This window comes from Curtobacterium sp. RM9 (assembly GCF_054956955.1).
Map to the genome: position 1 here is coordinate 1,317,376 of NZ_CM143271.1, position 24,586 is coordinate 1,341,961.

Consider the following 24,586-nt stretch of genomic DNA (forward strand, 5'->3'; position numbering starts at 1 on the left):
GGGCGGCTAGGCCGCGGGGCCCGCGGTCAGGGTGACCGTGACGGTCTTCGCGGCTCCGGAGGCGTCGGTGTACCCGACCGTCACCTCGTCGCCCACCGCGTGCGAGTGGACCGCCGACGTCAGCGCATCCGCGCTCGAGACCGCCGTGCCGTCGAGGCTCGTGATGGTGTCGCCGGCGACGAGCCCTGCCGCCGCCGCACCCGAGCCCTCGACCGTGCCGGCCACCGCGACGCCGCCGGTCGTGGCCGTGCCGCTGACCTGCACCCCGAGGAACGCCGGCAGGCCGATCGTGATGGTGTCCGACGACTCGCCCGCGAGGATCTTGTCCGCGATGGCCTTCGCCGTGGTGATCGGGATCGCGTACCCGGTGACGTCGGCCGATCCGGAGGACGCCGCGGTCGCCATGCCGACGACCTCGCCCTCGCTGTCCAGGACGGGGCCGCCGGAGTCGCCGGAGACGATGTCCGCCGCGACCTCGATGAGGCCCTTGAGCGACTCCGTGCCGGTGCCGGTCTCGCTCTGCACCTGGATGTCCTGGTCGAGTGCGGTCACCGTGCCCGTCGCGGAGACCAGGTTGCCCGTGCCTTCGGCGTTGCCGACGTCGGTCACGGTGTCGCCGGTGGACGGCTCGCCGTCGTCGTCGAGCGTCACGGTGGACAGGCCCGACGCGTCGCGGAGCTTGAGGACGGCGACGTCGTTCGTGGCGTCCGACCCCACGACGTCCGCGGTGTACTCCTTGCCGGTGGTCTCGTCGGTGACGGTGATGCTCGTCGCGCCCTGGATCACGTGGTTGTTCGTCAGCACGGTGCCGTCGGAGGTGAGGACCATGCCGGTCCCCGCCGCCTGGGACGCAGCGTCGTAGTCCAGGACCGTGTTGATCGTGACGACGCCCTTCTTCTGGGCGGACGTCGCTGCAGTGGCCTCGGACTGGGTGCCGGTACCGGTGCTGCCGCTGCCGCTGCCGCTGCCGCTGCCGTTCCCGGGGACGGTGAAGCCGTTCGTGCCGGAGCCGTCGCTGCCGGTGCCACTGCTGCCGTCGCTGCCGGTGCCGTTGCCCGGGAACGTCGTGCTGCCCTGCGACTGGCTCGACGTCGTCGTGGTGTGCTGCGTGGAGAGCCCGAGTGCTGTCCCGCCGGCGGCGCCGAGGACCGCCAGCGCGGCGAGCCCCGAGCCGATCACCAGGCCGAGTCGCCGCGGACGCTTCGTCCCGGTCGCGCCGTGGTCGGCCGCAGCGGCGTACTGCGCCCAGCCCGCCTGCACCCGGAACGGGCCGCTGCCGTCCGGGGCGTAGGCGTAGGGGCCGGAGCCGTCCGGTGCGTAGAGGTACGGGCCGCTGCCGTCGAACGCGTACGCCGAGCGGAGCGTCGACGGGTCCACGGGGGCGGTGCCGCGCTGGTCGTCGGCGGTCGGGTGGTTCGGGGTCTCGTTCATGGTGCTCTCCGGTCGTCCCTCGACGACCCGGTCGGGTGTCGATGGATCCGAGTACAGGCCGGTTCCCCATGACGGCCCTATGAACGGACTCTGCGCCTGCTCCGGGCTTCCTCGGCGGTCGCCGAGCGGGGTGGTCGCATAGGGTTGCTGCACCAGCCATGCGTTCCCCGTCGCCCACCCCACCCGCGCCCAGCTCCGTCTCCCGCCTCGTCGGCGCGACCGTGCTGGCGGTGGTCGTCCTCGCCGTGGCGGTGGCGCTCTCGGTGGCCTTCGGCTCACGGCCCATCCCGCTCGGCACCGTGCTCGACGCCGTCCTGCACCCCGGTCGGAACGACGAGGTCGGGCTCATCGTCCTCGGCAACCGCGTGCCCCGCACCGTCGTCGGACTGCTCGCCGGCTCGGCCCTCGGCGTCGCCGGCGCGGTCATGCAGGGCGTCACGCGCAACCCCCTCGCCGACCCGAGTGTCCTCGGCATCAACGCCGGGGCCGCACTCGCCGTGGTCGCCGGCATCGCGCTGTTCGGCATCAGCGGGACCGCGGCGTACCTGCCGTTCGCGTTCGTCGGCGCGGGGCTCGCCGCACTGCTCGTCTACGGCATCGCTGCGGTCGCCCGGCGCGGTCTGTCCCCGGTCGGCCTCGCCCTCTCCGGCGCCGTGGTCGCGGCTGCGCTGTCGTCGATCACCACCGCCGTGCTCGTGACCGACCAGAGCCTGCTCGACCAGCTCCGGTTCTGGCAGGTCGGGGCGCTCGCCGGGAAGGACCTCGGCACCGCGGGCGTCGTCGTCGCGCCGGTGCTCGTCGGCCTCGTCGTCGCGGCCGCCCTCGGCCGTTCCCTGAACACCCTGGCGCTCGGCGACGAGCTCGCGGCGTCGCTCGGCCAGCGGGTCGTCCTCGTCCGGGTCGTCGGCGGCATCGTCACGGTCCTGCTCGCCGGGTCCGCCGTGGCCGCCGCCGGGCCGATCGCGTTCGTCGGCCTCGCCGTGCCGCACGCCGTCCGTCGGCTCACCGGACCGGACCAGCGGTGGACGATCCTGCTCTCCGCCGTCGTCGCGCCGGCGCTGCTCCTCGTGGCCGACGTCGTGGGCCGGGTCGTCGCGTACCCGGGTGAGCTGCAGGTCGGCATCGTCACGGCCCTCATCGGCGCGCCGGTCTTCATCTGGCTCGTCCGGTCGCGGGCGGTGCGGGGCCTGTGACCGCCCGTCGCCGCGAGGGCCTCGTGCTCGCCGTCGTGCTCGTCGTCGTGATCGCCCTCGTGCTCGTCGGCCTCGGTGTCGGCGAGATCCCGCTGTCGCCCGTGCAGGTCGTGCAGGCGCTCGTCGGACACGGGGACACGGTGTCCGACTTCGTGATCGGACAGCTGCGCGGGCCCCGAGTCGCCGCGGCGGTCCTCGTCGGGGCGTCCCTCGGCGCGGCAGGCGGGATCGTGCAGAGCGTCGTGCGGAACCCGATCGCGAGCCCCGACGTCATCGGCATCACCTCCGGGGCGAGCGCCTCGGGCCTGGCCGCGATCGTGCTGTTCGGGGCGAGCGGCGGTGCGCTGTTCTCGGTCGTGCTCGTCGGCGCCGTCCTCGTCGCGCTCGTCATCGCCGGACTGTCCTGGCGGCGGGGCATCACCGGCAACCGCGTGGTCCTCGTCGGCATCGGCGTCGCGGCGATCTGCCTGAGCATCACCGGGTGGCTGCTCACCACCGGCAACGTGCAGCAGGCCGGCACGGCGCTGCTCTGGCTCTCCGGCAGCCTGAACGCCGTCGACCGGACGACCGTGGCGATCCTCGCGGGAGCGTTCGTCGTGCTGCTCGTGCTCGCGCTCATGCAGTCGCCGCGGCTCACCGTCCTGACGCTCGGCGACGAGGTCGCCGCGGCACTCGGCCTCCGGCCGGACCGGGCGAAGGTGCTGCTCCTGCTGACGGCGGTGCTCCTCACCGCGGGCGCTGTGGCCACCGCGGGGCCGGTGTCCTTCGTCGCGCTGATGGCGGCGCCGATCGCCCGCCGGCTGGTCGGGGGAGGGCGCGTGGCGCTGGGGCCGATCGCGGCGGTCGGGGCGGCGATCGTGCTCGGGAGCGACCTCGTGGCGCAGTTCGCGATCCCCGGGAACGCACTGCCGGTCGGTGTCGTGACCGGCGTCGTCGGCGCGCCGTACCTCCTCTGGCTCCTGGCCCGCGGCCGCTGACGGGGCGCCGGCGGTGGAGCCGAGGCGACCCCATGCCGGCCTGGAGGCGCGGTACCAGCTGGCACCGCGCCTCCCGTCCGTCGGCGGTGCGGCCCCGGTACGCGACCCGTGTGGCGGCGGTGCGTTCGCTGAGCGCGATCTGCCGAGTTCTCCCGACCCTGATTCGGGGCTGCCGCGGAGTCACTGCTTTCCGATACGCTGGTGCGCCAAGAGGAGGAGGTCCACCGATGCCAGAACCAGTGGTCCCGCAGCCGGGTGGTCAGAAGACCCCGGAGCAGCGGCTGGTCGACACCACGCTGACCTTCAGCATGGACATGGGGGCGGCCCTGACGGCCGAGTCCGGTGTCTCCGCAGAAGAGCGCGAGGCGATCAACGCCCTGCCCTCCGGGTCGGCGCTGCTCGTCGTCCGTCGCGGTCCGAACGTGGGGGCGCGCTTCCTGCTCGACTCCGACGTCACGACCGCCGGCCGTCACCCCGACGCCGAGATCTTCCTCGACGACGTCACGGTGTCCCGCAAGCACGCGCAGTTCCTGCGTCACGGCACCGCGTTCAGCGTCCGTGACAACGGCTCGCTCAACGGCACGTACTTCGACGGTGTCCGCATCGACGAGGCGCTGCTCACCGACGGGTCAGAGGTCCAGGTCGGCAAGTTCCGCCTGACCTTCTACGCCTCCCGGGTCGACCTGGCGCGCCTGGCGAACGCGTAGTGGCCGCACGGTCCGCCGCGGCCCGGGCGGGGTCCGCGGTCCCGGACCTGCTCACGATCGGGCAGGTCCTCGCGCGCCTCAAACCGGAGTTCCCGGACCTGTCCAGCTCGAAGCTGCGCTTCCTCGAGGAACGCGAACTCGTCACGCCGATCCGCACGGCGAGCGGCTACCGGAAGTTCTCCGGGGCCGACGTCGAGCGGCTCCGTGTCGTGCTCGGACTCCAGCGCGACCACTACCTGCCGCTCAAGGTCATCAAGGACTACCTCGCCGACCTCGACGCCGGGCGCGAGCCCGTGCTGCCCGGTGGCGGAGACGCGCCGAAGCCGTCGATCCTCGGGCGCGAGCGCCGGTACACGCGCGACGAGACCATCCGGGCCGCCGGCGCGACGCCGATGCTGCTCGCCGATGCGGTGTCCGCGTCGCTCCTTCCCGCCGCCGACACGTACGGTGACGACGGGGTCGCGGTGCTCAAGGCCCTCGTCGACCTGCAGCGGTCCGGCATCGAGCCACGACACCTGCGCACGATGCGGACCGTCGCGGAGCGTGAGGTCGGGCTCATCGAGTCGGCGCTCATGCCCGTGTCGCGGCGCGGCGATGCGACCTCGCGGGCGAAGGCGACGGAGTTGGCGCGGGAGATCGCGGGGCACCTCGAGGTCATCCGGTCGAGTCTCATCCGGTCCGCGATCGGACGGCTCGACGCGTGAGCGCGGTTCCTCCGAGGCACACGGTCGTGTCCTCCGGGCCTGTCGTTCGTCGGGGGTCCGGGCGTATCCTCGACACGCCGGACGCGCCGAGTCGGATGTCCCGCGCCGGAGGGGTCGGAGTCGCTACCGTGGACCTCGGAACAACCCTCAACCCGTCGTTGAAACTTCAGGTGAGGGGCCGTACGTCGTGGAAGGCATGCACATGAGTGGGACTGACACCCCCGGTACCGAGTCCGAGGTGACCCGGTACGACCTCGGCCTGCTCTTCACCGACGGTCTCCCCGAGCACGACGAGCAGAACGGCTACCGCGGCACCGTCGCCGCCCGGGCCGCCGGCATCTCCTACCGCCAGCTCGACTACTGGGCCCGCACCGAGCTCGTCGAGCCGACGATCCGCGGGGCAGCCGGGTCCGGATCGCAGCGGCTCTACGGCTTCCGCGACATCCTCGTGCTCAAGCTCGTGAAGCGCCTGCTCGACACCGGCATCTCCCTGCAGCAGATCCGCACCGCCGTGAACCAGCTCCGCGAGTCCGGCGTGAGCGACCTCGCCCAGACGACGCTGATGTCGGACGGCGCCTCGGTGTACCTGTGCACCTCGGACGACGAGGTCATCGACCTGGTGTCCCGCGGCCAGGGCGTCTTCGGCATCGCGGTGGGCAAGGTCCTGCGCGAGGTGGAGTCCTCCCTCGTGGAGCTCGACGCCACCCCGGCGGCCGACCCCGCCGACGAGCTCGCCGCTCGTCGGGCCACCCGCGCTTCCTGACGGCCGCCGGCGCTGCCCCGGCCCGTCTGTTCCACCCTGCCCTGCCCTGCCCTGCCCTGCCCTGCGCTGCCCAACCCGCCCTGCCCAGCCCGCCCCGCCCTGCCACCGAGCGGGCCTGTTCTGTCACGCTCGGTGAGCCCCGCCGACGACGACTGCCCGACCGGCGTCACGCGCGCGGCGTGTCCTGACCGCTCGGCACCCGCAGCCGGGCGTGTCGGCCGACGCTCGCCAGGCGTCTCCGCACTCACTTCGGTCGCGCAAGCCGCCGCTCGCGTCCGTTCCGATCGCACGTCCCCCCCCGGGTCCGTTCCGGTCGCACGACGCGCTGCGCGGCGAGACGGCGACCGGCATGTCGTGCAACGGGAACCACCGGATGCGGGCACGTCGAAGGCGCGGTCGACCCCGACGCCGACGCCAACACCGAACAGCTGCAGGCTGCAGCCGCGAGTCACGTCCGACAGGCGCACCGAGCGGGTAGGACACGCCGCATGTGGTTCGCCGGGCGGGCAGAACCTGCCGCCGTCTTCCGCCGAACGTGACGGTAAAGGCCCGCTCGGCGAAGCCGAGCGGGCCGGCCCGCAGCGCCGAGCGCGGTCCGCCTAGGCGGCGCCGCCCTCGGCGTACGGGCCGATCTTGCCCGTCCGCATGATGCGCTCGAGCAGCTGGTCGAAGTTCTTCGCCATCTCCTGCGCCGACTCACCCGGCCACACGTGCAGGGGCTTCGCGGCACCCTGCGCCTGCTGCAGCGAGGTCCGCTCGGGCAGCTGCGGGGAGAGCACGAGCGGCCCGAACATGTCGCGGAGCTCCTTGATGCGGAACTGGTGCTCGAGGGACTGCACGCGAGCCCGGTTCACGACGATGCCGAGCGGCTGCAGGCGGGGGGAGAGTCCGCGGCGGATCTCCTCGATCGCGCGGAGGGCACGGTCGGCGGCGGCCACCGAGAACAGCCCCGGCTCGGTGACGACGGTCACCCGGTCGGACGCTGCCCACGCGGTGCGGGTGAGGGCGTTCAACGACGGAGCGCAGTCGATGAGGACGAGTTCGTAGTCCTGCTCGACGTTCGCCAGTGCTTCCTCGAGCTTCCAGATGTCCCGGATGGAGGGGTGCGGCCCATCGAAGTTGATGGCCGAGGGGGAGCCGACCATGACGTCGATCTTGCCCTGGGAGCCCTTCGTCCACCCGGACGGGGCGATCGCCTGCCGGACGATCTTCTCCTTGGGGTTCTCGAGCACGTCGGCGACGTTGAGGTGACCCGAGATGTCGATGTCGAGGCCTGTCGAGACGTCGGACTGCGGGTCCAGATCCACCACCAGCGTGCGCAGTCCCTTGGCGAACGCGGCCGAAGTCAGGCCGAGCGTCACCGTCGTCTTGCCGACACCACCCTTGAGGGAGCTCACGCTGAGTACATGCACGGTGAGCCACGTTACCGCCACTAGGGTTGTGTCACCTCAACCCGGGCTGAAAGGGACGTCGTGTTCAGCAAGATCCTCGTGGCGAACCGTGGCGAGATCGCCATCCGCGCGTTCCGTGCCGCGTACGAGCTGGGGGCGAACACGGTCGCCGTCTACCCGTACGAGGACCGCAACTCCCTGCACCGTCTCAAGGCCGACGAGGCCTACCTCATCGGTGAGCGGGGACACCCCGTCCGGGCGTACCTGGACGTCTCCGAGATCATCCGGGTCGCCCGCGAGTCGGGAGCCGACGCGATCTACCCGGGGTACGGGTTCCTGTCGGAGAACCCGGAGCTCGCCGCTGCTGCGGCCGCTGCCGGCATCACCTTCATCGGTCCCGGTGAACACGTCCTCGAGATGGCCGGCAACAAGGTGACGGCGAAGGAGCACGCGATCGCGGCGGGTGTGCCCGTCCTCGCGAGCACCGCGCCGAGCCGCGACGTCGAGGAACTCCTCGCGGGCGCTGACGCGATCGGCTTCCCGGTGTTCGCGAAGGCGGTCGCCGGCGGCGGCGGTCGCGGCATGCGCCGGGTGGAGACGAAGGCCGAACTGCGCGGAGCCCTCGAGGCCGCGATGCGCGAGGCCGACAGCGCGTTCGGCGACCCGACGATGTTCCTCGAGCAGGCGGTCATCCGTCCGCGGCACATCGAGGTGCAGATCCTCGCGGACGCCACCGGCACCGACGCCGGCACGATGCACCTGTTCGAGCGGGACTGCTCCGTGCAGCGCCGCCACCAGAAGGTCGTCGAGATCGCTCCGGCGCCGAACCTCGACCCGGCCGTCGCCGCCGCTCTGCACCGCGACGCCGTGGCCTTCGCCCGCTCGATCGGCTACGTGAACGCCGGCACCGTCGAGTTCCTGCTCGACACCGAGGGTGAGCGCGCCGGCCAGCACGTGTTCATCGAGATGAACCCCCGCATCCAGGTCGAGCACACCGTGACCGAGGAGGTCACCGACGTCGACCTCGTGCAGTCGCAGATGCGGATCGCCGCGGGGGAGACCCTCGCTGACCTCGGCCTGTCCCAGGACACCGTCAGCGTGCACGGCGCCGCCCTGCAGACCCGCATCACCACCGAGGACCCCACCCAGGGCTTCCGGCCGGACACCGGGCGGATCACGACCTACCGCAGCCCGGGTGGCGCGGGTGTGCGCCTCGACGGCGGCACGGTCGCGACCGGCGCCCAGATCAGCCCGCACTTCGACTCGATGCTCGCGAAGATGACCTGCCGTGGGCGGGACTTCCCGGCGGCCGTCGCCCGCGCCAAGCGCGCCCTCGCCGAGTTCCGGATCCGCGGCGTCAGCACGAACATCCCGTTCCTGCAGGCCGTCCTCGACGACCCGGACTTCGCACGCGGCGACGTCTCGACGAAGTTCATCGAGGAGCGCCCGCAGCTCTTCGGCGGGCACGTGTCGCGCGACCGTGGCACGAAGGTCCTCGGCTGGCTCGCGGACGTCACGGTCAACAAGCCGAACGGCGAGCGTCGTCCGCAGACCGTCGAGCCGAGCGAGAAGCTCCCGGCCGTCGACTTGTCCGTGCCGCCGCCCGCCGGGGAGCGTGACCGTCTCCGCGAGCTCGGGCCGGCGGCCTGGGCGCGGTCGCTGCGGGAGCAGACGGCCCTCGCGGTGACCGAGACCACGATGCGGGACGCGCACCAGTCGCTCCTGGCCACGCGGGTCCGCACGAAGGACCTCGTCGCGGTCGCCCCGCACGTCGCACGGCTCACCCCGCAGCTGCTCAGCGTCGAGGCCTGGGGCGGTGCGACGTACGACGTCGCGCTCCGCTTCCTCGGCGAGGACCCGTGGGAGCGCCTGACCGCGCTGCGCGAGGCGATGCCGAACATCCCGGTCCAGATGCTGCTGCGTGGCCGCAACACGGTCGGGTACACCCCGTACCCCACTGAGGTCACGGACGCCTTCGTCGCCGAGGCGGCGGCGACGGGCGTCGACGTGTTCCGGGTCTTCGACGCACTGAACGACGTGTCGCAGCTGCGTCCCGCCCTGGAGGCCGTGCTCGCCACCGACACGGCCGTCGCCGAAGCGGCGCTCTGCTACACCGCCGACCTCCTCGACCCCGCCGAGGACCTCTACACGCTCGACTACTACCTCCGCCTCGCGGAGCAGATGGTGGAGGCTGGCGCCCACGTCATCGGCATCAAGGACATGGCCGGTCTGCTCCGCGCCGGCGCCGCCGAGAAGCTGGTCACCGCGCTGCGCGCGCGCTTTGACCAGCCCGTGCACGTGCACACCCACGACACCGCGGGTGGTCAGCTCGCGACCCTGCTCGCGGCTGCCCGCGCCGGGGCGGACGCGGTCGACGTCGCAGCGGCGCCGATGGCGGGCACGACGAGCCAGCCGAGCATGTCCGCCCTCGTGGCGGCGCTCGCGCACACCGAACGCGACACGGGCATCTCGCTCACGGCCGTCGGCGACCTCGAGCCCTACTGGGAGGCGGTCCGCCGGGTGTACGCGCCCTTCGAGTCCGGGCTCCCGGGTCCGACCGGCCGTGTCTACAAGCACGAGATCCCGGGCGGGCAGCTGTCGAACCTCCGGCAGCAGGCGATCGCGCTCGGCCTCGGCGACCGCTTCGAGCAGGTCGAGGACTGGTACGCCGAGGCGAACCGGATCCTCGGCCGACCGACGAAGGTCACCCCGTCGTCGAAGGTCGTCGGCGACCTCGCCCTGCAGCTCGCGGCGGTCGACGCCGACCCTGCCGACTTCGAGGAGAACCCGCAGCAGTACGACATCCCGGACTCGGTGGTCGGCTTCATGGCCGGCGAGCTCGGCGACCTGCCGGGCGGGTGGCCGGAGCCGTTCCGCTCGAAGGTCCTCGCCGGGCGTCACGTCGAGCCGTCGATCACGCCCGTGCCGGACGACGAGCGCCCGAACCTGGCGACGCCGGGCAGGGACCGGCAGCAGGCGCTGAACCGCCTGCTCTTCCCGCAGCCGGCCCGTGAGTTCGAGCGCGTCCGTGAGCAGTACGGCGACGTCTCGGTCGTCCCCACCGTCGACTACCTCTACGGTCTGCGCCCCGGGCAGGAGCACATCGTGCCGCTCGGGCGCGGCGTGAACCTGCTGGTCGGGCTCGAGGCGATCGGCGAGGTGGACGAGCAGGGCATCCGCACGGTCATGACGACCCTCAACGGGCAGCTCCGCCCGGTGGCCGTCCGTGACCGTTCGGTCGAGGTCGAGACGAAGACCGCCGAGCAGGCGGACCGGTCCGACCCGAAGCAGGTCGCGGCGCCGTTCTCCGGCGTCGTGACGCTCAAGGTCGCCGTCGGTGACGTCGTCGAGGCCGGTCAGGCCGTGGCGAGCATCGAGGCGATGAAGATGGAAGCGGCCATCACGGCGCCCGTGTCGGGCACCGTCGGCCGTCTCGCGATCCCGGCGACCCAGCAGGTGGACGCCGGCGACCTCCTGGTGGTGCTGCAGTAACGTGACCGTCCGTCCCATCCGCCTGTTCGGCGACCCCGTCCTCCGCTCGCCCGCCGACCCCGTGACGATCGGTGCCGACGGGGTCCGTGAGCTCGTGCAGGACCTCATCGACACCGTCAAGGAGCCTGGTCGCGCCGGGGTGGCCGCGCCGCAGATCGGCGTGGGCCTGCGCGCCTTCTCGTACAACGTGGACGGCGAGGTCGGCTACGTGCTCAACCCCGAGATCGTCGAGGTCTCCGGCGAACCCGAGCTGATGGACGAGGGCTGCCTCTCGGTACCCGGTCTGGCCTACCCGACGCGACGGTCCCCGTACGCGAAGGTCCGCGGCGTGGACGTCGACGGCGACGAGGTCGTCCTCGAGGGCACCGGGCTGATGGCCGAGGCGCTGCAGCACGAGGTCGACCACCTCGACGGCACGGTCTACGTGATGACGCTCGACCCGGAGGTCCGCCGGCAGGCGCTCCGCGACATCCGCGCACAGGACTGGTTCCACTAGATCCCGCAGACCTCGTTGCGGGACTCCGTGACACCCGGACGTGGGATTGTCCGGTCGTCCTGCCCGCGAGGTACTGTGTCCGCGTCGGTCTCCCAGCCGACGCCCTTCCCACACCTCAGGACCCAGCATGACCCCTCAGAACGACGAGCTCAGCTCGCACCGCACCCGCACCAACCGCCGCCCCGACGACGTCCCGGCGACCACCGCGTCGACCGCCGTCCTCGACGCCCCGGAGGCGCAGCAGACCCCGGCGGCGTAGCGCGCCGACGCGTTCCTCGGTCGGGTCGCGCCCCGCGCGCAGACGACGGTCAGGAGGCCCGGTGCCGGTCCGTGGGACCGGCACCGGGCCTCCTGTCCGTCGTCCAGGGCGGGTGGTCAGCCGCGGCGTCGGCGTCCCGCCACGACGGGCGTGGCGGTGGTCTGCACCTTCGAACCCGAGTAGATGTGCGCGATGTCCGCGGCGAAGTCGCGGAGGATCACCGAACGCTTGATGGTGAGCTTCGGTGTGAGGTGCCCGGAGCCCTCGGTGAACTCGGTGTCCAGGATCGTGAAGGACCTGACCGACTCGGCGCGCGAGACGCGCTGGTTCGCGGCGTCGATGGCCTCCTGCACGGCCTGGTGCACGCGCTCGTCGTACGCCGCGTCGCGCGCGCTGAGTGCCGGCGTGATGCCACGGCTCTCGCACCACCCTGGCAGCATGTCCCGGTCGAGCGTGACGAGGGCGGCGACGAACGGCTTGCCCTCGCCGACGACGACGACCTGGCCGACCAGCGGGTGCTCGCGGATGCCGTCCTCGAGCGGCGCCGGCGCGACGTTCTTGCCGCTCGCGGTGACGATGAGCTCCTTCGCGCGACCGGTGACGGTGAGGACGCCGTCCGCGTCGAGTCGGCCGAGGTCGCCGGTGCGGAACCAGCCGTCGACGAAGGCCTGCCGGGTGGCCTCGTCGTTGTGCCAGTAGCGGTCGAACACGTCGACGCCGCGGATGAGGATCTCGCCGTCCTCGGCGATCCGGACGTCCACGCCCGGCAGTGCGCGGCCGACCGAGCCGATCCGGAGCTCCGACGCCCGGTTCACGGTGGCGGGCGCGGTGGTCTCGGTGAGGCCGTAGCCCTCGAGGATGTGCACCCCGATCGACCGGAAGAAGTGCGACAGTCGCGGCGACAGCGGTGCGGAGCCGCTGACGGCGTGCGTGACCCGGCCGCCGATCGCCCCACGGAGCTTCGCGTAGACGAGGCGGTCGAACAGCCGGAACCGGAGCGACAGGCCGAGCGGCACCCGACCGGCGGCGAGGGCCTCGGAGTGCGCCACGGCGGTCGCGGCGGCGGCGCGGAAGATCCGGCCCTTGCCGCCGAGGTCGGCCTTCTGCTCGGCGGAGTTGTAGATCTTCTCGAACACCCGCGGCACGGCGAGCAGGAACGTCGGCTTGAAGGACGACACCGCGGGCAGCAGGTCCTTCGTGTCCGGCTCGTGGCCGACGAGGACGCCGGCGGAGAGGCTCATCACGGCGATGAAACGGGCGAAGACGTGGGCCATCGGGATGAACAGCAGCGTGGAGGCGCCGTCGGCGACGATCTCCGGCATCGCCTCGGTGGCGCCCTCGACGGTGCCGGTGAAGTTGTCGTGGCGGAGCACGCAGCCCTTCGGCCTGCCGGTGGAGCCGGACGTGTAGATGATCGTCGCGTCGTCGTGTCCGTGCACCGCGGCGGTGCGCGCGTCGAGCTCGGCGTCGCTGACCTCCTCGCCGAGCCGGACGAGGTCGTCGAGTCCGCCGCCGTCGATGGTCCAGTGCTGGCCGAGGCGCGGGAGGTCTGGAGCGATGCCAGCGACCCGTCGCGCGTGCTCCTCCTGTTCGACGACGATGGCGACGGCCTCGGAGTCGCCGAGGAGGTAACGGACCTGGTCCGCGGAGCTCGTCTCGTAGACCGGCACGGAGACCAGGCCCGCGGTCCACACCGCGAAGTCCACCAGCGTCCACTCGAGGCGGGTGCGGGACAGGATCGCGACGTGCGCGCCCGGTTCGAGGCCCGCGGCGACGAAGCCCTTGGCGATGCCGCGCACCCGGGCGAGGGTGTCCGCGGCGGTGATCGGGGTCCAGGTCGACCCGTGCCGCTCGGCGAGCACCGGTCGGTCCGGGGTGCGACGGGCCCGGTCGGCGAGCAGCCCGGCGGCTGATCCGTGGTCGGGTGCGGTGGTGGGGGCTGGGTGCCGCTGATCGTTCACGGTGACTCCCTTGTCGGCCGGTTCGATTCGAGTGTGTCTCAGCGTCGAGGACACATCGTCAGCATAGGGCGGGTGGCCGCGCGTTCCGTGTGGACTCGGCGAACCGGTAGGCTCCTTGCTCGTGCATGCCATCGGAATCGACATCGGGGGCACCAAGATCGCTGGGGCGGTCGTCACGGAGCTCGGCGAGATCCTCGCCGAGGACCGGGTGGCCACCAACGCTGCGGACCCGGACGCCATGCTCGACGACGTCGTCGCGATGGTCACACGACTGCGCGCCTCGAACGAGGTCGGCGCCGTCGGGGTGGCCGCGCCCGGCTTCATCGACGCCTCGCAGTCGATCGTCTACTACACGCCGAACATCCGCTGGCGGAACGAACCGCTGCGCCAGAAGCTGCAGCAGCGCATCGGCGACCTGCACATCACGGTCGACAACGACGCCAACGCCGCGGGGTGGGCGGAGTTCCGCTTCGGCGCCGGCCGACTCGTCTCCGACATGACCATGCTGACGATCGGCACCGGCGTGGGTGGCGCGATCGTCACCGAGGACCGCCTCTTCCGCGGGGGCTTCGGCACCGGTGGCGAGATCGGCCACCTCAGGATCGTGCCGAACGGCCTGCCCTGCGGCTGCGGTGCCCGCGGCTGCATCGAGCAGTACGGCTCCGGCCGGGCCCTGCAGCGCATGGCGAACGACGTGGCGGACGCCGGCGGCATCGGCCAGGCACTCGCCGACGCCCGCGCCGACAACGGCGGCCAGCTCGACGGCAAGCTCGTCGGCGACCTCATCCTCGCCGACGACCCCGGCGCCCTCGCGGCCCTCCGTCGCCTCGGCCGGCACCTCGGCGAGGCGTGCGCGTCGTTGTCCGCGGTGCTCGACCCACAGCTCTTCGTGTTCGGCGGCGGCGTCGCGAGCGCGGGGGACCGGCTCCTCGACCCGATCAAGCAGGCCTACCTGTCGAACCTGCCGGCTCGCGGCTACCACCCGGAGCCGGACTTCGTGATCGCCGAGCTCGTCAACGACGCCGGTGTCGTCGGGGCCGCCGACCTCGCCCGGATCCACGCCCGCACGGCGTAGGGTCGGGCACACCCCACCCCCTCGGAGTCATCGATGACCTACTGGCTGCTGAAGAACTTCGTGCTCGGCCCGCTCATCCTCACGCTCTTCCGGCCGTGGGTCGTCGGGCGTGAGCACGTGCCCGCCAAGGGTCCCGTCATCTTCGCGTCGAACCACATCTCCTTCATCGACTCGGTGATCCTCCCCGCGGTCCTCGACCGGCGGATCTCGTTCCTGGCGAAGAGCGACTACTTCACCGGGCGTGGCCTCAAGGGCTGGGCGACGAAGACGTTCTTCAACGCGATCGGACAGCTGCCGATCGACCGCTCCGGCGGGAAGGCCTCGGAGGCGTCGCTGCGCACCGGGCTCCAGGTCCTGGCCCGCGGTGAGCAGCTCGGCATCTACCCCGAGGGCACGCGGAGCCCGGACGGCCACCTGTACCGCGGTCGGACCGGCATCGCCCGGATGATCCTCGAGGGGCGTGTGACCGTGGTCCCCGTCGCCATGGTGGGGACGCGCGAGGTGCAGCAGATCGGGCAGCGGTTCCCGAAGTTCAAGCGGGTCGGTGTCGTCTTCGGCGAGCCCCTCGACTTCTCGCGGTTCGCGGGCTTCGAGACCGACCGCTTCATCCTCCGCAGCGTCACCGACGAGGTCATGCACGCCCTCGCGGGGCTGTCCCGGCAGGAGTACGTCGACGTCTACGCGACGAGCGTCAAGGAGCGCGCGAGCACCGCGCGCGAGCAGGTCATGCGGGGCAAGGTCACACGCGCCGGTCGCGACGCCGCCACACGTTAGGATTCGAGGGTCCGGCACCCGGCCGGCGCGGTCCCAGCGGACCTGACCACCCGAGAACACCGAGGTAACGCCTTGTTCGAGTCGACCGACTTCGTCGCCCTGCAGGATCCGGACGTCATCGAGGGCCTCGACCACTGGCGCACCCTGCCGATCAAGCAGCAGCCCACCTGGCCCGACTCCGGCGCCGCCGAGGCCGCCTCCGCCGAGATCGCCACGCTGCCCCCGCTCGTCTTCGCGGGCGAGGTCGACAAGCTGCGCGAGCGGCTCGCCTCGGCCGCCCAGGGCAAGGCGTTCCTGCTGCAGGGCGGCGACTGCGCCGAGACCTTCGCCGGGGCCACCGCGGACTCGATCCGCGACCGGGTGAAGACGATCCTGCAGATGGCCGTCGTGCTGACGTACGGCGCCTCGATGCCGGTCATCAAGATGGGCCGGATGGCGGGGCAGTTCGCCAAGCCCCGGTCGAGCGACTTCGAGACCCGTGGCGACGTCACGCTGCCCGCCTACCGCGGCGACATCGTGAACGGCTACGACTTCACGCCGGAGAGCCGTCAGGCCGACCCGCGGCGCCTCGTGCAGGGCTACCACACGGCGGCATCCACGCTGAACCTCGTCCGCGCCTTCACGCAGGGCGGGTTCGCCGACCTGCGCCAGGTGCACTCGTGGAACAAGGGCTTCGCATCGAACCCGGCGAACGCCCGGTACGAGCACCTCGCGCAGGAGATCGACCGTGCGATCCGCTTCATGGACGCATGCGGGGCTGACTTCGACGAGCTGAAGCACGTCGAGTTCTACGCCTCGCACGAGGGCCTGCTGATGGACTACGAGCGGCCGATGACCCGCATCGACTCACGCTCCGGGCTGCCCTACGACACCTCCGGCCACTTCATCTGGATCGGGGAGCGCACGCGCGACCTCGACGGCGCGCACGTCGACTTCCTGTCGCGGGTCCGCAACCCGATCGGCGTGAAGCTGGGCCCGACCACCAGCGTCGACGACATGAAGGCCCTCGTCGAGAAGCTCGACCCGAACCGCGAGCCCGGCCGACTCACCTTCATCACCCGGATGGGTGCCGGCAAGATCCGCGACGAGCTGCCGAAGCTGCTCGAGGCGATCAAGGGCATGGACGCGAACCCGCTCTGGGTCACCGACCCGATGCACGGCAACGGCCTGACGACCCCGACCGGCTACAAGACGCGCCGCTTCGACGACGTCGTGGACGAGGTCCTCGGCTTCTTCGAGGCGCACCGCGAGGTCGGCACCTACCCGGGCGGCATGCACGTCGAGCTCACCGGCGACGACGTCACCGAGTGCCTGGGCGGGTCGGAGCAGATCGACGAGGCCGCCCTGGCGAACCGCTACGAGTCGCTCTGCGACCCGCGCCTGAACCACATGCAGTCGCTCGAGCTCGCCTTCCTGGTGGCCGAGGAGCTCAGCGCGCACCCGCAGGTGCGCGTCTAGGACGCGACCCGCAGACAGACAGGAGGCGCGGTGCCAGCCGGCACCGCGCCTCCTGTCTGTCCTGCGCTGCGGCTACTGCCGGTAGTCGAGCGTGATCGTGTCGCCCTTGTAGACGGTGGTGCCGGCCGGCGGATCGGTGGAGGCGACGGGGAGCGAGGCCTTCCAGTCGTAGAAGCCGCAGAGGATGTTGGTGCAGTCCGGCACCGACACCTGCAGCCCGAGGGCCTCGAGCGTCGACACCGCGTCGTTGATCGTCTTGTCGTGCACGTCCGGCAGCGTGATCGGGGTGGGCCCCTTCGACACGACGAGGTCGATCGCGGTTCCCTCGACCACCGGATCGTCCTGCGGCGCCGCCGAGATGACCTGCCCCTTCGGCACGCTGTCACTGAACTGCTGCGTCTGCGAGCCGAGCTCCAGACCGACGGCGTCGTAGGCAGCTGAGGCCTCGTCGACAGTCTTCCCGGCCACGTCCGGGACCGGCCCGAGGGACACCGTCAGGGTCACCGGACCGCGTTCGCCGTAGGTCGGCACCTTCGACAGGTCGACGGTGGCGCCGTCTGTGCCGAGACCCGTCGCCGCGATGACGGTGTCCTTCGCCGCGTCGGCCGAGAACCGGTACTGGTCGTCCTGTAGTTGGAAGTCGTCGTCGAGGGCGGCCGTGACGGTGGAGAGCGGCTGACCGACGATCGCGGGCAGCGGGATGAGCCGCGGACCGTCCGAGACGACGATCTGCACTGCCGTTCCCTTGCGGACCTCGTGCCGGGCGGCCGGCTTCGTGGTCGAGACCTGGCCCTTCGCGACCACCGCGTCGAAGCGCGTGCTCGTCCTCGCGGACGGGGTGAGACCCTGCGCGACCAGGAGCTGGCGGGCCTGGGAGACGGACTTGCCGGCCACCTCGGGGATGCGGACGTTGCCCCACGGCCCCGGACCGAACGCCCAGCCGAGTCCTGCGCCGATCACGGCGAGCACGACGACCACGGCGAGGACGATCCAGCCGCGCTTCCGGCGCTTGGCCGACTTGTCGGCGAGGCGCTGTCCGGCGGGGGAGAGCACGCCCGGCTGCGTGCCGGTGCGTCGAGGGCCCGGTGCGGTGCGACCCGAGCGCCCCCCGGACGGTGCCGACGTGGGCCGGGTCTCGAGGACCGTCGTCGCGTCGGCGGAGTCCGGCGACGCCGGTGTCTGGCCGCCCGCGGGCAGGATGGCGGTCGCGTTCTCGGGCCGCAGCACCGCGGTGCGGTACTGGCCGGTGGCGCGCTGCTGGTTGCCGGCCATGTGGTCGAGCATCTCGCGGGCGTCGGCGGGCCGGTCGTCGGGGTTGCGCGCGGTCGCCCAGGCGACGAGGTCGTCGAGTTCCGGTGGCGTCCCCGGCACGGCGGCGCTCGGCGCGGGCACGGTGTCGTTCGCGTGCTGGTAGGCGATCTGCATGGGCTGTTCGCCCTTGTACGGCTGCTCGCCGGTGAGCATCTCGTAGAGCATGATGCCGAGCGCGTAGATGTCGCTGCGGGAGTCGGCGGCGCCGCGGGTGACGAGCTCGGGGGAGAGGTAGGCGATGGTGCCGAGCAGGGCGGCGCCCGTCGCGGTGTTCGCGGTCGTGGCACGGGCGAGCCCGAAGTCCCCGAGCTTGATCCGGCCGTCGTCGGCGAGCAGCACGTTCTCCGGCTTGAGGTCGCGGTGCACGATGCCGGCGCGGTGCGCGGATGCCAGGCCGGCGAGCACCGCGCGGAGGATGTCCGTCGCCTGCTCGGGCGTGAGGGCGTGGTGCTCCTGCAGGAGGTCCCGCAGCGTGATGCCCGGGATGTACTCCATGACGATGTACGCCGTGTCGTCCTCGGCGCCCTGGTCGTACACACCGACGAGGTTCGGGTGCGAGAGCCGGGCGGCCGACCGGGCCTCCTGGATGAAGCGCTCCCGGAACGCCTGGTCGTCGGCCAGGTGCCCGTGCATGATCTTGATCGCCACCCGGCGCTCGAGGCGCACGTCGGTCGCGAGGTACACCGTCGCCATGCCCCCGCGCGCGATGCGCGAGCGCACGCGGTACCGGTGGTCGATCATGCGACCGATCATCGGGTCCGTGGCGGCGTTGGTGGTCATCGGCGGCATTCTACGAACCGGGGCGGCGCGGCACCGTCCTGACGCTCCGGTCGTGACCAGATCTCGATCTCACGGATGACCCGTCGCCGCCGGGCGGACAGTGCGGTCAGAGTGAGGCCAGCAGCTGCTTCGCCGTCGACTCCCACTTCGCGTAGGCGGTCGGGTACGCCGACACCTGCACGGCCTGCGCCGCGTCGGTCACGCTGAGCGAGGACCAGCCGCGGACGTCGAGCAGGCCGCGGGTCTTGCCGGGGTTGCCCGTGAAGAACAGCTTCGTCGCGGTCGCCGGGTCGTGCAGGGCGGCAGCCGAGCCCCAGCCCTGGCTCGGACGCTGCTGGAACAGCCCGACCGAGTCACGGTCGCCGTTCGGCAGGTTGCGGAGGCTCGACTCCTGCATCGCGGCGGCGAGGGCGACGACGATGCCGCGCTCCGGGACGCCGAGCGAGCGGCCGACCGCCACGATAGTCGCCGCGTTCGCACGCTGCTCGGCCGAGAGGCCGGTGCCGGAGGCCGGCAGGACGAGGGTCTTCCCGGCGTAGATCGTGCTCGTGTACGTCAGGCCGTTCGCGGACAGGAGCGCCGAGACCGAGATGCCGTGCGCCGCCGCGATGGACGCGATGGTGTCGCCCGACCCGATCCGCACGCTGCCGGCCTTCGTGCTCGCCGGTGCCGGGGTGACCGCGACCGCGCCGGACACCGACCCGCCGGAGGCCGGGCGGGGTGCGGGCCTCGAGGCCTGCGGGACGCGGAGGGTCTGCCCGGGGTAGATCACCGATCGCTGAGTGAGCCGGTTCGCGCTGAGGAGCGCCGAGGTCGAGACGCCGACACGGGCGGCGATGCCCGACACGGTGTCGCCCGACCGGACGTGGTAGCTGCCCGTCGCCGCGCTCGTCGCGACGGCCGGTGCTGCCGCGGGCGTCGACGCGAGGTGCAGCGTCTGCCCGGGGTGGATGATCGTGTTCCAGCCCAGGCCGTTGCGGACCAGGACCTCCTGCGCGGAGAGGCCGTACCGGGCGGCGATGCCCGAGACGGTGTCGCCCTGACGCACGGTGTAGGTCGTCGGTGCGGCGGTGCGGGTGGTGGCGGCGACTGTCGTCACCGTGGACTGCGCCGGTCGGGCGACCGCGGTCTCGAACACCGGCCGCTGGCTGACGACCCGGTCCTCGTCGACGTGCCGCTTGGCGGCGCCGTCGTCGTCGTGCCGGGGCTCCGCGTGGGCGACCGGTCCGGTCAGGCCCGCGGTCACCGCGATGGTGCCCGCGAGGACGATGGGCATGGTCGCGAAACGGGCGGAGCGTGCGCGCCGGGCGTCGTCGTCTGCAGCGTGGTCCACGGTGTCTCCTGATCTCCGGTGAGCCGAGCGCGTCCGGGTGCGCTCACAGGCTGCTCAACGCTGGCATGTCGTGGTTCACAAGTCAATCAGAGGTTCCCATGTTGGGGGTGTGACGGATGTGACGAACGAGGCGGTGTGGCGGAGGCCGCTCCCTCTGGCAACATGGGACCCGTGAGCGCAGCACCCACCGACGACCTAACCCTGTCCGAGCGCTGGCTGACCGTGCCCGACCTCGTGGACCTCCTCGGAGTGAGCCCCGGTCGCGTGCACCGCCTGTTCGAGCAGAAGACCCTGCTGGCCGCTCGGGTCGGCGGCGTCCTCCGCGTGCCGAGCGAGTTCCTCGACGGCGCCGAGCCGCTCCCCGAGCTGCGCGGCACCCTCGTCGTGCTCGGCGACAACGGCTTCTCCGACGACGAGGCCGTGCGCTGGATGCTCAGCGTCGACGACTCGCTCCGGACGTCGCCGATCGCGGCGCTCCGCGCCGGCCGCAAGGCCGAGGTGCGTCGCGTGGCGCAGTCGCTGCTCTAGACCGGAACCCCTGACGGACTGGAGGCGCGGTACCAGCCGGCACCGCGCCTCTCCCCACCGGCACGCCGGCCCGCCGCTGGCGCGTCGGTCCGGAACCGGCGGCGTGGGCCCTGTCCGTCGGACGGTTGCGTCTAGGCGACGCGACGGCTGACCGTGTCGGCCAGCGTCACGAGCTGGTCGCGCGCCGACGGGGAGAGCGGAGCCGCCTCGATCGCCGCCTTCGCGCGCTGCACGTGGCGGTCGATCGACCGCTCCACCGCCGCGACCGCGCCGGATTCGGTGAGCGTGGCTCGGAGCATCTGCACCTGGTCGTCGTCGAGCTCCGGGTCGCCGAGCAGCTCGTCGAGCAACTGGCGCGGGCCGTGCCCGAGCGCCTTGCGGGCCGAGGCGATGAGGACGGTGCGCTTGCCCTCGCGCAGGTCGTCGCCCGCGGGCTTGCCGGTGACCTCGGGGTCGCCGAAGACGCCGAGCATGTCGTCACGGAGTTGGTAGGCGACGCCGAGCGGCAGTCCGAAGGAGCGGAGCCCCTCGAGCTGTGCCTCCGACGCGCCGGCGACGAGCGCGCCGATCACGAGCGGGGCCTCGACCGAGTACTTCGCCGACTTGAAGACGATCACGCGCTGGGCGCGGAGCAGGTGCTCGGACTCGTCGATCGCCGGCCACGCGGTCTCCTCGTGCACGTCGAGGTACTGCCCCGCCGTGACGTCCAGCCGCATCGTGTGGAACTCCTGCCGGACGACGCGCGCCCGGGCCGGGTCGAGGAGCGCGAGGCCCTCGTCGAAGGTCGCGTCGCTCAGTGCGAGCAGCAGGTCTCCGAGGAGCAGCGCCGAGTTCGTGCCGTACTGCGCCCGGTCACCCGCCCAGCCGGAGTCGGCGTGCAGGGACTCGAAGCGACGGTGCGCCGCCGGGCGACCACGACGCGTGTCCGAGCGGTCCATGATGTCGTCGTGCACGAGGGCCGCCGCGTGGAAGATCTCGAGCGCCGCCGCGACGGTGACGATCGCCTCCGCCGTGGTCTGCCGTGAGCCCTCCGCGAGGGGGTCGAACGAGCCCGAACGGCCCGCCACCGACTGCCACCCCCAGTAGCAGAACAGCGCCCGGAAACGCTTGCCGCCGGACAGCAGGTCTCGGGCGTACTCGTCGAACGGGACGAGGTCAGGACTGATCGCGGCGAGGCGTTCGCGCTGCTCGTCGAGCGCCCGATCGATCCGCGCCGAGACGAGGTCCACTAATCGCGTACTCTCAGCCACGATGCCTACCCTAGTGGAGTGGTCGGGACGTACACTCGATCCCACTTCAACCACGCGTTGATCCCAGGAACAGAGGGAACAGAGATGCCACTCTCGGAGCAAGAGCAGCGACTCCTCGAAGAGATGGAGCGGAGCCTCTACCAGAACGACTCCGACTTCGTGGCGCGCGTCACACGCCGCCAGGGCCGTCCCACGTACACGTCGATCACGCTCGGGGTCCTCGGCGCCCTCGTCGGTGTCGCGGTCGTGGTGCTCGGCCTCGTGTTCAAGATGCCGCTCATCGGTGTCCTCGGCTTCGTGGTGATGCTCGCCGGTGTGCTCTTCGCCCTCCGGCCCGGGCTCCGGGCGCCCAAGGCGAAGGCGCCTCGGGCCAGTGGTGGTCCCTCGGCCGGGCGTGCGCCGCGGCAGGGGTCGGCCGGCGGGTCCTTCATGGACCGCATGAACGACCGCTGGGACAAGCGGAACGACCAGAGCTAGTACCTGACTTCCGGAACGGGGTCGGTCCTTCGGGACCGGCCCCGTTCTGCGTTCCCGGTGTCGGTCGGGGCGGGGGCGGCGCGGGGCGCCGGCGGTCGGCACCGAGAGGGCAGGGCACGCCGTGCGCGCGGCGTCGAGCGGGCGGAAGGTGTCGCCTCGGCCGCTCGAAGGTGACGGAGAAGGCCCGTTCGGCACTTCCGAGCCAGCACCCGGCCGTCGCCGACGGTGCGGGTGAGGGTGACCGAGCGGGCAGGGCACGCCGTGTGCGTGGCGGCGAGCGGGCGGAAGGTGTCGCTTCGGCCGCTCGAAGGTGACGGAGAAGGCCCGTTCGGCACTCCCCAGCCAGCACCCGGCCGTCGCCGACGGTGCGGGTGAGGGTGAACGAGCGGGCAGGACACGCCGTATGCGTGGCGGCGAGCGGGCGGAAGGTGTCGGCGGAGCCGCTTGGACGTGACGGAAGAGGCCCGCTCGGCGTCCGGGGCAGGGCCGGGGCTGGGCCGGGGGACTTCCGGACGCGTCCGGAACTGCCACTCGACGTTCTGGCAGGGTCCGTGCCCTCCACTTCGCTCCACCGGCCGGGGATCCGCAGCAGTTCGGGGATGCCGGACACCTGTGACCGCCCCAGAACGGGGCACGTCGGGCGATCGGGGAGCACAAAACACCCGAAAGGGAGGGCGGTGGAGTAAAGTGGAGCACGCAACGGTCCGGTGGAGCGGAGGGGAGGCCCGACGTGCTGCTCGGTACTCATGCCCCGAAGCTCGACGAGAAGGGTCGCGTGATCCTCCCCGCCAAGTTCCGGGACGAACTGTCCGGGGGGCTCGTGATGACCCGCGGGCAGGAACGGTGCGTCGTCGTCTTCAGTGCGGACACGTTCGAGCAGCTGCACGAGCGGATCCGCACGGCACCGATGACGTCGAAGCGCACCCGGGACTACATGCGCCTGTTCCTCTCCGGAGCGAGCGCCGAGACGCCCGACAAGCAGAACCGCGTGACGATCCCGCAGAACCTCCGTGAGTACGCGGGGCTCGAGCGGGACCTCACGGTCATCGGCAGCGGTGACCGTGCCGAGATCTGGTCCACCCCCGCGTGGGAGGCCTACTACGCCGAGGTCGAAGAGGGCTTCGCCGACAACGACGAGGAGGTGATCCCGGGCATCTTCTGATCCGCGGATCGGGACTCCCAGCCGTGAAGCCCTGACACACCTTCCCCGGTGTCAGGTCGCATGGATGGGGATCCGGATGCGTGGCCCAGAGGATCGAGGGGCTGCACATGGCCGAAGACCTGCCGAAGTTCCCGCACACGCCGGTGATGCTCGAGCGCATCGTCGACCTCTTCACGCCGACGCTCGAGGGCCCCGGCAAGGTCGTCGTCGACGCGACCCTCGGGATGGGCGGCCACTCCGAGGGGCTGCTCGAGCGCTTCCCCGAGCTGACGCTCATCGGCCTCGACCGCGACACCGACGCGCTCGGCATCGCGGGCGAGCGGCTCGCCCGCTTCGGTGACCGCGTCCGGCTCGTGCACACGGTCTACGACGGCATCGCGGACGCCATCGTCGACGAGGGCTTCGACGCCGTCGACGGCGTGCTCTTCGACCTCGGGGTCAGCTCACTGCAGCTCGACCGGGCCGAGCGGGGCTTCGCCTACAGCCAGGACGCGCCGCTCGACATGCGGATGGACCGGACCGACGGGCAGACCGCGGCCGACGTCCTCGCCACCTACGACGAGGGCGAGCTGCGACGGATCTTCCAGCGCTACGGCGAGGAGAAGCTCGCTGGCCGCTACGCCCGGGCCATCGTCGCGCGCCGCGCCGAGCGTCCCTTCGAGATGTCCGGCGACCTCGTGCAGGTGCTGCACGACGCGACCCCGGTGGCCGTGCAGCGGCAGGGCCACCCGGCGAAGCGCGTGTTCCAGGCGCTCCGCATCGAGGTCAACGAGGAACTCAGCGTCCTCGAGCGCGCGATCCCGGCCGCCCTCGACAGCATCGCGGTCGGCGGCCGCATCGTCGTCGAGTCCTACCAGTCGCTCGAGGACCGCATCGTCAAGCGCGCCCTCGCCGAACGCACGAAGTCGAGCGCTCCGGCCGGCCTGCCGGTGGAGCTGCCCGAGCACGCCCCGACCTTCGCCCTGGTCGTCAAGGGCGCGGAACTGGCCGACGAGGCCGAACGCGCCGCCAACCCCCGAGCAACCCCCGTGCGCCTGCGCGCGGCCGAGCGGATCCGGAACTGA

21 protein-coding genes are annotated in these 24,586 nt (G+C 72.1%); 15 read left to right on the forward strand and 6 right to left on the reverse strand.

Annotation, left to right across the window (positions count from 1 at the left end; genetic code table 11):
- Positions 1-6: 6 nt before the first annotated feature.
- Complete coding sequence (locus tag ACY3FI_RS06225; protein WP_462549916.1) at positions 7-1,431, reverse strand: S1C family serine protease; 1,425 nt, start codon at positions 1,429-1,431, stop codon at positions 7-9.
- 158 nt (positions 1,432-1,589) lie between these two features.
- Between ACY3FI_RS06225 and ACY3FI_RS06230 the strand changes: the two genes are divergently transcribed.
- The 5 genes from ACY3FI_RS06230 to ACY3FI_RS06250 all read left to right on the forward strand — a co-directional run bounded on the left by ACY3FI_RS06230 (position 1,590) and on the right by ACY3FI_RS06250 (position 5,775).
- The gene (locus tag ACY3FI_RS06230) at positions 1,590-2,624 is read left to right on the forward strand and encodes a FecCD family ABC transporter permease (RefSeq protein WP_462549917.1); all 1,035 of its coding nucleotides are present in this window, start codon (positions 1,590-1,592) and stop codon (positions 2,622-2,624) included.
- Entirely contained in the window at positions 2,621-3,601 is a 981-nt protein-coding gene (locus ACY3FI_RS06235; protein ID WP_462549918.1) for a FecCD family ABC transporter permease, read from the forward strand. The genes ACY3FI_RS06230 and ACY3FI_RS06235 overlap by 4 nt, the downstream gene beginning before the upstream one ends.
- A 227-nt stretch (positions 3,602-3,828) precedes the next feature.
- Entirely contained in the window at positions 3,829-4,308 is a 480-nt protein-coding gene (locus ACY3FI_RS06240) for an FHA domain-containing protein (RefSeq protein WP_462549919.1), read from the forward strand.
- The gene (gene ftsR, locus ACY3FI_RS06245) at positions 4,308-5,012 is read left to right on the forward strand and encodes a transcriptional regulator FtsR (protein WP_462549920.1); all 705 of its coding nucleotides are present in this window, start codon (positions 4,308-4,310) and stop codon (positions 5,010-5,012) included. The genes ACY3FI_RS06240 and ftsR overlap by 1 nt, the downstream gene beginning before the upstream one ends.
- A 202-nt stretch (positions 5,013-5,214) precedes the next feature.
- Positions 5,215-5,775, forward strand: coding sequence for a MerR family transcriptional regulator (locus ACY3FI_RS06250; protein WP_462549921.1), 561 nt, complete (start codon positions 5,215-5,217; stop codon positions 5,773-5,775).
- Between the two features lie 599 nt (positions 5,776-6,374).
- Here ACY3FI_RS06250 and ACY3FI_RS06255 read toward each other — a convergent pair.
- Entirely contained in the window at positions 6,375-7,187 is an 813-nt protein-coding gene (locus ACY3FI_RS06255) for a ParA family protein (protein ID WP_462549922.1), read from the reverse strand.
- Between the two features lie 60 nt (positions 7,188-7,247).
- Between ACY3FI_RS06255 and ACY3FI_RS06260 the strand changes: the two genes are divergently transcribed.
- From ACY3FI_RS06260 to ACY3FI_RS06270, 3 genes are all read left to right on the forward strand, one after another.
- Entirely contained in the window at positions 7,248-10,658 is a 3,411-nt protein-coding gene (locus ACY3FI_RS06260) for a pyruvate carboxylase (RefSeq protein WP_462549923.1), read from the forward strand.
- A gap of 1 nt (position 10,659) precedes the next feature.
- A complete protein-coding gene (gene def, locus ACY3FI_RS06265) occupies positions 10,660-11,154 on the forward strand; it encodes a peptide deformylase (protein ID WP_462549924.1) in 495 nt (164 codons plus the stop codon).
- A gap of 127 nt (positions 11,155-11,281) precedes the next feature.
- Positions 11,282-11,413 (forward strand): hypothetical protein, encoded by a 132-nt coding sequence (locus tag ACY3FI_RS06270; protein ID WP_462549925.1) that lies wholly within the window; start codon positions 11,282-11,284, stop codon positions 11,411-11,413.
- 116 nt (positions 11,414-11,529) lie between these two features.
- Here ACY3FI_RS06270 and ACY3FI_RS06275 read toward each other — a convergent pair whose 3' ends face one another.
- Positions 11,530-13,374 carry an AMP-dependent synthetase/ligase gene (locus ACY3FI_RS06275; protein WP_462549926.1) on the reverse strand — a complete coding sequence of 615 codons (1,845 nt, stop codon included), beginning with the start codon at positions 13,372-13,374 and terminating at the stop codon, positions 11,530-11,532.
- 121 nt (positions 13,375-13,495) lie between these two features.
- Here ACY3FI_RS06275 and ACY3FI_RS06280 point away from each other — a divergent pair, with 121 nt between their 5' ends.
- The 3 genes from ACY3FI_RS06280 to ACY3FI_RS06290 all read left to right on the forward strand — a co-directional run bounded on the left by ACY3FI_RS06280 (position 13,496) and on the right by ACY3FI_RS06290 (position 16,681).
- Entirely contained in the window at positions 13,496-14,449 is a 954-nt protein-coding gene (locus tag ACY3FI_RS06280) for an ROK family glucokinase (RefSeq protein ID WP_462549927.1), read from the forward strand.
- Positions 14,450-14,482: 33 nt separating this feature from the next.
- A complete protein-coding gene (locus ACY3FI_RS06285) occupies positions 14,483-15,223 on the forward strand; it encodes a lysophospholipid acyltransferase family protein (protein ID WP_462549928.1) in 741 nt (246 codons plus the stop codon).
- A gap of 72 nt (positions 15,224-15,295) precedes the next feature.
- Positions 15,296-16,681 (forward strand): class II 3-deoxy-7-phosphoheptulonate synthase, encoded by a 1,386-nt coding sequence (locus tag ACY3FI_RS06290; RefSeq protein ID WP_462549929.1) that lies wholly within the window; start codon positions 15,296-15,298, stop codon positions 16,679-16,681.
- Between the two features lie 72 nt (positions 16,682-16,753).
- Here the strand turns inward: ACY3FI_RS06290 and pknB are convergent, their stop codons facing one another.
- Positions 16,754-18,772, reverse strand: coding sequence for a Stk1 family PASTA domain-containing Ser/Thr kinase (pknB, locus tag ACY3FI_RS06295; protein ID WP_462549930.1), 2,019 nt, complete (start codon positions 18,770-18,772; stop codon positions 16,754-16,756).
- A 106-nt stretch (positions 18,773-18,878) separates the two neighbouring features.
- A complete protein-coding gene (locus ACY3FI_RS06300; protein WP_462549931.1) occupies positions 18,879-20,105 on the reverse strand; it encodes a LysM peptidoglycan-binding domain-containing protein in 1,227 nt (408 codons plus the stop codon).
- 162 nt (positions 20,106-20,267) lie between these two features.
- On the opposite strand from ACY3FI_RS06300, the gene ACY3FI_RS06305 reads away from it, so the two are divergent.
- Positions 20,268-20,633 (forward strand): Rv2175c family DNA-binding protein, encoded by a 366-nt coding sequence (locus ACY3FI_RS06305; protein WP_462549932.1) that lies wholly within the window; start codon positions 20,268-20,270, stop codon positions 20,631-20,633.
- 131 nt (positions 20,634-20,764) lie between these two features.
- Here ACY3FI_RS06305 and ACY3FI_RS06310 read toward each other — a convergent pair whose 3' ends face one another.
- Entirely contained in the window at positions 20,765-21,883 is a 1,119-nt protein-coding gene (locus tag ACY3FI_RS06310) for a polyprenyl synthetase family protein (protein ID WP_462549933.1), read from the reverse strand.
- An 84-nt stretch (positions 21,884-21,967) separates the two neighbouring features.
- Here ACY3FI_RS06310 and ACY3FI_RS06315 point away from each other — a divergent pair, with 84 nt between their 5' ends.
- The 3 genes from ACY3FI_RS06315 (at position 21,968) to rsmH (ending at position 24,586) form a co-directional block, all read left to right on the forward strand.
- Complete coding sequence (locus ACY3FI_RS06315; protein WP_462549934.1) at positions 21,968-22,360, forward strand: SCO2097 family morphological protein; 393 nt, start codon at positions 21,968-21,970, stop codon at positions 22,358-22,360.
- A 730-nt stretch (positions 22,361-23,090) separates the two neighbouring features.
- The gene (gene mraZ, locus ACY3FI_RS06320; protein WP_058729729.1) at positions 23,091-23,522 is read left to right on the forward strand and encodes a division/cell wall cluster transcriptional repressor MraZ; all 432 of its coding nucleotides are present in this window, start codon (positions 23,091-23,093) and stop codon (positions 23,520-23,522) included.
- Between the two features lie 107 nt (positions 23,523-23,629).
- Positions 23,630-24,586 carry a 16S rRNA (cytosine(1402)-N(4))-methyltransferase RsmH gene (rsmH, locus tag ACY3FI_RS06325; protein ID WP_462550319.1) on the forward strand — a complete coding sequence of 319 codons (957 nt, stop codon included), beginning with the start codon at positions 23,630-23,632 and terminating at the stop codon, positions 24,584-24,586.